At 70.1% G+C, this 8,311-nt stretch carries 8 protein-coding genes; 2 read left to right on the forward strand and 6 right to left on the reverse strand.

The window, feature by feature from the left end:
- Positions 1 to 10: 10 nt before the first annotated feature.
- On the forward strand, positions 11 to 1,078 hold the full coding sequence (locus Q7P21_RS04635; protein WP_304167367.1) for a phosphotransferase family protein: 1,068 nt from the start codon (positions 11 to 13) through the stop codon (positions 1,076 to 1,078).
- Between the two features lie 46 nt (positions 1,079 to 1,124).
- On the opposite strand, the gene lpxK is transcribed toward Q7P21_RS04635, so the two are convergent.
- Genes lpxK through Q7P21_RS04660 form a run of 5 tightly spaced genes read right to left on the reverse strand, consistent with a single transcriptional unit; the run spans position 1,125 to position 6,898 of the window.
- On the reverse strand, positions 1,125 to 2,132 hold the full coding sequence (gene lpxK / locus Q7P21_RS04640; RefSeq protein ID WP_304175961.1) for a tetraacyldisaccharide 4'-kinase: 1,008 nt from the start codon (positions 2,130 to 2,132) through the stop codon (positions 1,125 to 1,127).
- Entirely contained in the window at positions 2,129 to 3,385 is a 1,257-nt protein-coding gene (locus Q7P21_RS04645) for a 3-deoxy-D-manno-octulosonic acid transferase (protein WP_304175963.1), read from the reverse strand. Before Q7P21_RS04645 ends, lpxK begins: the two co-directional genes overlap by 4 nt.
- 10 nt (positions 3,386 to 3,395) lie before the next feature.
- Positions 3,396 to 4,385, reverse strand: coding sequence for a cation diffusion facilitator family transporter (locus tag Q7P21_RS04650; protein ID WP_304167358.1), 990 nt, complete (start codon positions 4,383 to 4,385; stop codon positions 3,396 to 3,398).
- 30 nt (positions 4,386 to 4,415) lie between these two features.
- A complete protein-coding gene (locus Q7P21_RS04655; RefSeq protein WP_304167355.1) occupies positions 4,416 to 5,123 on the reverse strand; it encodes a lysophospholipid acyltransferase family protein in 708 nt (235 codons plus the stop codon).
- The gene (locus Q7P21_RS04660; RefSeq protein ID WP_304175965.1) at positions 5,120 to 6,898 is read right to left on the reverse strand and encodes an ABC transporter ATP-binding protein; all 1,779 of its coding nucleotides are present in this window, start codon (positions 6,896 to 6,898) and stop codon (positions 5,120 to 5,122) included. The genes Q7P21_RS04655 and Q7P21_RS04660 overlap by 4 nt, the downstream gene beginning before the upstream one ends.
- Positions 6,899 to 7,048: 150 nt before the next feature.
- On the opposite strand from Q7P21_RS04660, the gene Q7P21_RS04665 reads away from it, so the two are divergent.
- The gene (locus Q7P21_RS04665; RefSeq protein WP_304175967.1) at positions 7,049 to 7,714 is read left to right on the forward strand and encodes a protein tyrosine phosphatase; all 666 of its coding nucleotides are present in this window, start codon (positions 7,049 to 7,051) and stop codon (positions 7,712 to 7,714) included.
- A 321-nt stretch (positions 7,715 to 8,035) separates the two neighbouring features.
- Here the strand turns inward: Q7P21_RS04665 and Q7P21_RS04670 are convergent, their stop codons facing one another.
- Positions 8,036 to 8,281, reverse strand: coding sequence for a DUF4170 domain-containing protein (locus tag Q7P21_RS04670; protein ID WP_304175969.1), 246 nt, complete (start codon positions 8,279 to 8,281; stop codon positions 8,036 to 8,038).
- Between the last annotated feature and the right edge of the window lie 30 nt (positions 8,282 to 8,311).

Raw genomic sequence — 8,311 nt, forward strand, 5'->3', positions numbered from 1 at the left:
GGGAAACGCCATGGCCGACGCCGCCGAGCAGCAGCGCGAACAGCTGAACACGGGCACCAAGGACGTGGCCGAGAGCCACCGCTTTGACGAAGCCGCCCTGGCCGCCTGGATGGCCGCCAATGTGGAGGGCTTTGAGGGGCCGCTGGAGGTCCGCCAGTTCAAGGGCGGCCAGTCCAACCCGACCTACCAGCTGGTCACGCCGAACAAGAAATACGTCATGCGGCGCAAGCCGCCCGGCAAGCTCCTGCCCTCGGCCCACGCCGTGGACCGCGAGTACAAGGTGATCACCGCCCTCTATCCCACCGGCTTCCCGGTGGCCCGCTCCTGGGGCCTGTGCACCGACGACGCGGTGATCGGCACCATGTTCTATGTGATGGACATGGTCGAAGGCCGGATCCTGTGGGACCAGTCCCTGCCGGCCTATGAGCCGGCCGAGCGCCACGCCATCTACATGGCCAAGCTCAAGACGCTGGCCGACCTGCACAACACCGATGTCGAGGCCGTCGGCCTCTCCGACTATGGCCGCCCCGGCAACTATATGGGTCGCCAGGTCGATCGCTGGACCAAGCAGTACCGCGCCTCGGAGACGGTGAAGATCGACGAGATCGAGCGGCTGATCGAATATCTGCCCGCCTCGGTCCCGGCCCAGGAACGCACCTCGGTGGTGCATGGCGACTACCGTCTCGACAACATGGTGCTGCACCCGACCGAGCCCAAGGTGATCGCCGTGCTGGACTGGGAGTTGTCGACCCTGGGCGAGCCGCTGGCCGACTTCACCTATCTGCTGATGAACTGGGTCAATGGCGGCGTCGCCCAGATCCCGGACCTCAAGGCTCACGGCATTCCGACCCTGGAGGAATATGTCGCCGAATATTGCCGGCTGACCGGCCGCGCAGGCCTGCCGGAGGTCAACTGGTTCTTCGCCTATAACAGCTTCCGCCTGGCCGGCATCCTGCAGGGGATCGTGGGTCGGGTGCGTGACGGCACCGCCAACAGCCCGCAGGCTGCGGCCATGGCCGAGCGGGTGCCATTGCTGGCCAAGGCCGGCTGGGCCTTCGCCCAGAAGGCCGGCGCCTAGAGCGCATCAGGGCCAGGTGGACACCGGTTAGCCCGTCCCGCGCGCTCTAAGGGATCAAGGGGGCGAGCAGGGCGTCCAGCGCCGCCTCGTCCTCAAACACGCAGCGGACCGGCCAGGCTGTGACCCGCGCCCGCCAGGCCGGCGGCAGCCGCACCCAGTCCTTCTCGGTGGTCACCAGGCCGGCGCCCAGGCGCCGGGCCTGGGCGGCCAGGGCCTTCAGGGTCGCCGGATCATAGGCCATGTGGTCGGGGAAGCTGGCGAAGTCCTTCAGGTCGCAGCCGGCGGCCTTCAGGGCGCGCTCAACCTTCCAGGGCTTGCCGATGCCGGCGAAGCCCAGCTGCGGCCCGGTGGGGGGCGGGGCGTCCGGGACCACATGGGCGATCAGCACCGGGGTCGTCCCGAACACCGCCAGCAGCTCCGGATCGGCCGTCGCCAGGTCGTCCGGCAGCATCAGGATCACCGCGTCCGCGCGGGCCAGGCCCACGGCCAGGGGTTCGCGCAAGGGGCCGGCGGGGAACACCGAACCGTCGCCCAGCGGCCATTCGCCATTGCGGGTCTCGCCGTCGACCACCACCAAGGACAGGGCCTTCTTCAGGCCGGGGTTCTGATGGCCGTCGTCCATGACCACGACCTGGGCGCCGGCCTGGCCGGCGGCGCGGGCCCCGGCCGCGCGGTCGCGGGCGATCCAGATGGGGGCGTCGGCGGCCAGCATCAGCGGCTCGTCCCCGACCTCGGCGGTGGTGTGCAGGGCCGGATCGACCTGCAAGGGCCCGGCGAGCGACCCGCCATAGCCCCGCGACAGCCCATGGGCCGCGACGCCCTGGAGGCTCAGCCGCCGCAACAGTTCGCGCACCACCGGGGTCTTGCCCACCCCGCCGGCGGTCAGGTTGCCGACGCAGATCACCGGAACCCCGGCGTCGACCGGATGGGCGCGGGCGATCCGGCGCGCCGTCACCGCCGCCCAGATCCAGGACAGGGGCTTCAGCAGGGCGCGCGCCACCGGGGCCGGGGCGCCCGATCGCACATACCACCAGCGGGGCGTGGGCAGCTTCATGGGCGCAGCAGGGGTTGGATCAGGGTCAGCGCCTGGTCGAGCGCCGCGCCCTGGCGCTCGGCATAGTCGAGGCCGGCCTCGCCGATCCTGCGCGCGATGGCCGGATAGTCGATCAGGCCGGCGATGTGGCGGACAAGCGCGGCTTCGTCGGCCGCCTCGAGGGCGGCGACCTCGGCGAACATCTCGTCATAGACAGCGCGGGCGTTGAAGGCGTGCGGGCCGGTGACCACGGCGACGCCGAGCCGGGCGGGCTCCAGCGGATTATGGCCGCCGACGCCGGGCAGGAAGCTGCCGCCCATGATCGCCGCCCGGGCCAGGCGGAAGAACAGCCCCATCTCCCCCAGGGTGTCGGCCAGATAGACGCCGGCGTCCGGGGTCGCGCCCTCGCTGCGGCGGGTGACGGTGAAGCCCTGGGCGGCCAGGGCGGCGGCGATCTCGCCGGCGCGCTCGGGGTGGCGCGGGGCGATGACCAGCAGGGCGTCGCGCTCCGTCGCCTGGACGGCGCGGGCGATGATCTCCTCCTCGCCGGGATGGGTGCTGGCGGCCAGGATCACGGGACGTTCGCCGATCATCCCGCGCAGCCGCGCGAGTTCGGCGGCGTCGCAGGGCAGGGGGCCGCCGGCCAGCTTGAGACTGAGGAACGGCCCGACGCGGGCGCCCAGCCGGGTCAGGCGCGCGGCGGTCTCGGCCTCCTGCGGCAGGACGAGGTCGAAGGCTGACAACAGGGTGCGGGCGGCGGCGGGCACCCGACCCCAGCCCCGGGCGCTGGCCTTGGTCATCCGGGCGGAGATCAGGGCCAGGCGAATCCGGCGCGCCTGGGCGGCGAGGACCATGTTGGGCCACAGTTCGCTCTCGACGAAGATGGCGAGGCGGGGGCGCCAGTGGTTGAGAAACCGGACCACCGCGCGCGGGCCGTCGATGGGCGCGTACTGGTGGATCACGCCGGGCGGCAGGCGCCTGGCCAGGAGCTCGGCTGAGGTGCGTGTGCCCGAGGTGACCAGCAGGCGGGTCTGCGGCGACCGTTCGCTCAAGGCTTCGATCAGGGGCAACAGGGACAGGCTCTCGCCGACGCTTACTCCGTGCAGCCAGACGAGAGGACCGTCGGGCACGGCGTGTGATGGCTTGCCCAGCCGCTCACCCAGTCGGGTGGGGTCTTCCTTGCCGGCGGCGGCGCGGCGGCGCAGCAGCAGCGGCGCCAGGGGCTCCAGCAGGCCGGTGGCCGCGCCGTAGAGCGCGAGGCTGGCGGGGCGCAAGGGCGGCCGCTCAGACCGTCTCGACGGGCGACAGCTTGCAACTCGCTGCGTCGCCCGTCTCGATCTGCAGGGTGCAGTGGCCGATGCCGAACTGGTGGGCCAGCCCCTCGCAGGTGGCGTGCAGGAAGCCGTCGGGTTCGGGATTGGCCGGCCGGGTCAGGTGGACGGTGAGCGCCGTCTCGGTGGTGCTCATGGCCCAGATATGCAGGTCATGGACGTCTGAAACGCCAGGCCGGGCATTGAGCCAGGCCTTGACCGCATTGACGTCTATGCCGCGCGGGGCGGCGTCCAGGGCCAGGTCCACCGAATCGCGCAGCAGGGACCAGGTGCCGATGACGATCACCACCCCGATGCCGAGGCTCAGCGCCGGGTCGAGCCAGGCCAGCCCACCGGTCACCGCCATCACCGCCGCGCCCGCGACCACGGCCAGGGACACCGCGGCGTCGCTGGCCATATGCAGGAACGCGCCGCGGGCGTTGAGGTCGTCATGGCCCTTCATGAACATCAGGGCCGTCGCGGTATTGATCACCACCCCGATCCCGGCGGTGATCATCACCGGCAGGGTGGCGATGGTCGCGGGCTCCAGCAGGCGGCGCACGGATTCCGAGGCGATGACGCCCACGGCGACCAGCAGCATCACCGCATTGGTCAGGGAGGCCAGTATGGTGGCCTTGCGCAGGCCATAGGTCCGCCGCGCGCTGGGCGCGCGCTTGGCCAGCACCGTGGCGCCCCAGGCCAGCAGCAGGCTGAGCACGTCGGACATGTTGTGGCCGGCGTCGGCCAGCAGGGCGAGGGAGTGTGAAAACAGCCCCGCGCCAACCTCGACCACCACGAAGCCGAAGTTCAGGGCGATCCCGATGGCGAAGGCGCGGCCAAAGTCCTTGGGCGCATGGCTGTGGCCGCCATGGCTGTGCCCGTGACTGTGCCCATGGTCATGGCCGTGCCCATGATCATGGCCATGGTCGTGGGAATGGGAGTGGCCGGAGTGATCGTGCGCCATGGCCCTGTGTCTCACCGTGAGGTCGTCGGATCAATCGGCGCGGCGCGCCACCAGCTTTTCCGCCCGGCGTGTAGCATCCGACAGCAGCGCCGACCATTCCGCGATCAGGGATTCAATCTGCGCGTCATCGGCATCCCTGGGCACGTGGAACGGGCCCTCCCAGACCGTCGCGCCGCGACCGAAGGGCCGCGCGAACATCACCTTGTCCCAGGTGTCGAGCTGGATCGACGGAGCGGCGGCCAGGCCCATGAGGAACACCGGCGCGCCGGTGCGCTTGGCGATCTGCAGCGAGCCCGAGGCGATCACCTCATTGGGGCCACGCGGGCCGTCCGGGGTCACGATCAGCACCCCGCCGTCGCCGACCCAGGTCATGGCCTCGCGGAAGGCGGCGACCACGGCGCGGGCCTTGGCGGAATCGCCCTTCTTGGCCGAGGAGGCGCGGATGGCCGGGAAGCGGGCGCGGGCCAGGGCCTGGGCGATGAACTCCCCGTCTGAGGACGGCGAGACCAGGCAGCGCAGCTTGGGCTTCTTCCACCAGACCTGGCCGATGCCGAGGCAGAGCGGAATGCGGCCATGCCAGAACAGGCCGATGGCCCCCTGGTCGGAGTTGAGCGTCGGTTCGACCTTCTCCAGCCCCACATGGGTCCAGCGGGTGGTGCGGCGGATCAGGATCAGATAGCCGGCCAGCATCAGGCCAAGGAAGGCCTGGACGGCGGGGCTGCGCAGGAACTTCTTCACGCGGCGTCCTCCGCCTCCAGGTCCTGGCGCTGGGCCAGGCGGGCATAGAGGCCGCGCTGGGCGATCAGGGCCGTGTGGTCGCCCTGTTCGACCACCTGGCCCTTGTCGATCACATAGATGCGGTCGGCGCCGCGCACGGTCGAGAGCCGGTGGGCGATGAGGATGGTGGTGCGGCCGTCCATCAGCCGGGCCAGCGCCGCCTGGACCAGGGCCTCGCTCTCGGTGTCGAGCGCGCTGGTGGCCTCGTCGAGCAGCAGGATCGGGGCGTTCTTCAGGAAGGCGCGGGCGATGGCGATCCGCTGGCGCTGGCCGCCGGAAAGGCGGGCGCCCGCCTCGCCGACCAGGGTGTCATAGCCCTTGGGCAGGGTGGTGATGAAGTCGTGGGCGGCCGCGTTCCGGGCGGCCTGCTCGATCTCGGCCTGGCTGGCGTCGGGCCGCGCATAGGCGATGTTGGCGCGGATGGTGTCGTCGAACAGGAAGGGCTCCTGGGTGACGAGCGCAATCTGGTCACGCAGCGAGCTCAGGGTCACCGCGCGGATGTCGGTCCCGTCGATGGTCACCCGGCCCTCGGTGGCGTCATAGAAGCGTGGGATCAGGTTCAGCAGGGTGGTCTTGCCGCCGCCGGAGGGTCCGACCAGGGCGACGGTCTGGCCGCGCGCGACGCTGAAGCTGATGTCGGTGAGGGTGGCTGGCCCGCCAGCATAGGCGAAGCCGACATGCTCGAAGCCGATCAGGCCCTCGCCCCGGGCCAGGACGGTCGCGCCGGGCGCGTCGCCGATCTCCGGCTCGACATCCAGGGCCACGAACAGCCGGCGCGCCGCCGACATCCCCTCGGCCATCACGGTCTGCAGATTGGCGATCTGGCGCAGGGACTGAGACGCCACGCCCAGGCCGCCGAGGAAGGCCACGAAGGCGCCGACCGACATGTGGCCCGACTGCGAGCGCCAGCCCGCATAGGCGATCACCCCGGCGGTGATGATGGTCATCAGGGTCTCGGTGGCCGGGGCGGCGCGGGCCCGGGCGTTGGCGCCCTTGACCAGGAAGTCCTGCCGGCGCTGCACCACCTCGGCGACGCGGGCCTCCTCATAGGCCTCGCGGTTCTCGATCTTGACCACGCGGACGCCGTCGAGGCTCTCCATGATGGCGGTCGACAGGGCCGAGGTCTCGACCATGGCCCCCTTGGCGGCCTTGGTGGTGCGCTTGGAGAAGCGGCGCATGATGCTGGTCGACAGCGGCGCGGCGACGATCAGGGTCAGGGACAGATAGGGGTCGGCGGCCACCATCACCCAGATGGCGCCGACCACGGTCAGGAAGTGCTGGGTGTAGTTGATCACGCCGGAGGTCGCGGCCTCGCGGATCAGGCCGGCGTCATAGAGCACGGATGAGACGTAAGCCCCGGAATGCTGGGTGCGCAGGTGGGCGAGGTCGGCGCGGACCAGCTTGCCGAACAGCTGCACCTGGACGTCGCCGACCACGGCGTTGCCGATGCGGTTGATCAGCGAGGCCTGGATGATCTGGGCCAGGCCCCGACCGATGGCCATGGCGGCGATGGCGGCGGGGATCGACAACAGGGCGGCGGCCTTGTGATTGACCATCAGGTCGTTCACGGCGGGCTTCAATATGCTGACCAAGGCCGAACTGAGGATCGCCACGCAGACGGCGGCCAGCATGGCCACGGTCAGGCCCTTCCAGCGGGGGGCCAGATAGGTCCTGGCGATCCGCCCGATCAGGGCGCGGGCCGGAAGCTCGGCGGCGTCGGGGCTGGGGGCGGTCATTCTCGTCTGGGTCGGCGGTCTGGGGCGGGAAGTCAAGATCGCCCTCTCCCACGAAGGACAACCTGCGCCATATAGGGCCTGGCGTCCCCGAAAGCTTCCGTTTCGCCCCGTCAGCCCCTAGTTAGGGGCGGTCATCCTCCGGAGCGCCCCGTGGCCGAATTCGATCTGACCTCGCCGCGCGGCCGGTTTTCGACCTATCTCGACTATCTGTGGAAGGACCACGCCTATCTGCGGGTGCGGTTCTCCAACGCCCACTGGATCAGCGACGAGCTGGTGCGGACCAACCAGCCCTGGCCGTTCCAGCTGGCCGAATGGAAGCGGCGCGGGATCAAGACCATCGTCAACCTGCGCGGCGGTTTCGACGCCAGCTTCTACGTCCTGGAGAAGGACGCCTGCGAACGGCTGGGCCTGAAGCTGGTCGACTTCACCATCACCTCGCGCGAGGTGCCCAGCCGCGCCCGGGTCCACGGGGCCAAGGCCCTGTTCGAGACGATCGAATATCCGGCCCTGATCCACTGCAAGTCCGGCGCGGACCGGGCCGGGATCATGAGCGTGTTCTACATGCACTTCCGAAAGGGCCTGCCGATCCGCGAGGCCCTGGAGCAGCTGTCCCTGAAGTACCTGCATGTGAAGCAGGGCAAGACCGGGGTGCTGGACTATACCTTCGAGCGCTATCTCGCCGAGGGCGAACCTGCGGGCCAGACCTTCCTCGAATGGGTCGACAGCCCGGCCTATGACGAGGCCGCCATCAAGGCCGATTTCCGCAGCCAGATGTGGGGACGGGTGCTGACGGATGGCCTGGTGAAGCGGGAGTAGCGCTTTCCCTCTCCCCCTTGGGCGAGAGGGTAGGGTGAGGGGCGCGTAGCGATAGCGGAGCGTCTTTCGGCCAGCGATTTGGGCGCGGCGCGTCAGAAAGGCCCCTCACCCAACCCTCTCCCCGCAAGCGGGGCGAGGGCTAAGGCCAGGGTTCCTCCCCCAGCGCAAAGCGCGATTTGGGGGAGGGGGACCGCGAAGCGGTGGAGGGGGCTGTCGTCGCAGACGGCGGTCGGGACCGAGGGGCTGTATCCGCCCCTTCGGGTCGGCCCCCTCAGGCCCTTTGGGCCAGCTCCCCCGGAGGGGGAGCAGCGCGACCTGTCATCAGTGCTCGTGGTCGTGGTCCGGATCCATGTCCGGGTCGAGCAGCTTGTGGGCGTGGATGATGAAGTAGCGCATCAGGGCGTTGTCGACGGTGGACTGGGCCTTGGCGCGCCAGGCGGCGAGCGCCTCGCCATAGCTGCCATAGGCGCCCACCAGGTCGACCTTCTTCAGGTCGCGGAAGGTGTTGTGTTCGAGGTCCGCCAGTTCGCCGCCGATGACGAGGTGCAGAAGCTGCTTGTCGGGCATGGGGTCCGTTTTCCGAAAGGAATCAATTCC

Origin of the sequence: Phenylobacterium aquaticum (genome assembly GCF_947378715.1) — a bacterium.
GTDB classification, from domain to species: domain Bacteria; phylum Pseudomonadota; class Alphaproteobacteria; order Caulobacterales; family Caulobacteraceae; genus Phenylobacterium; species Phenylobacterium aquaticum_A.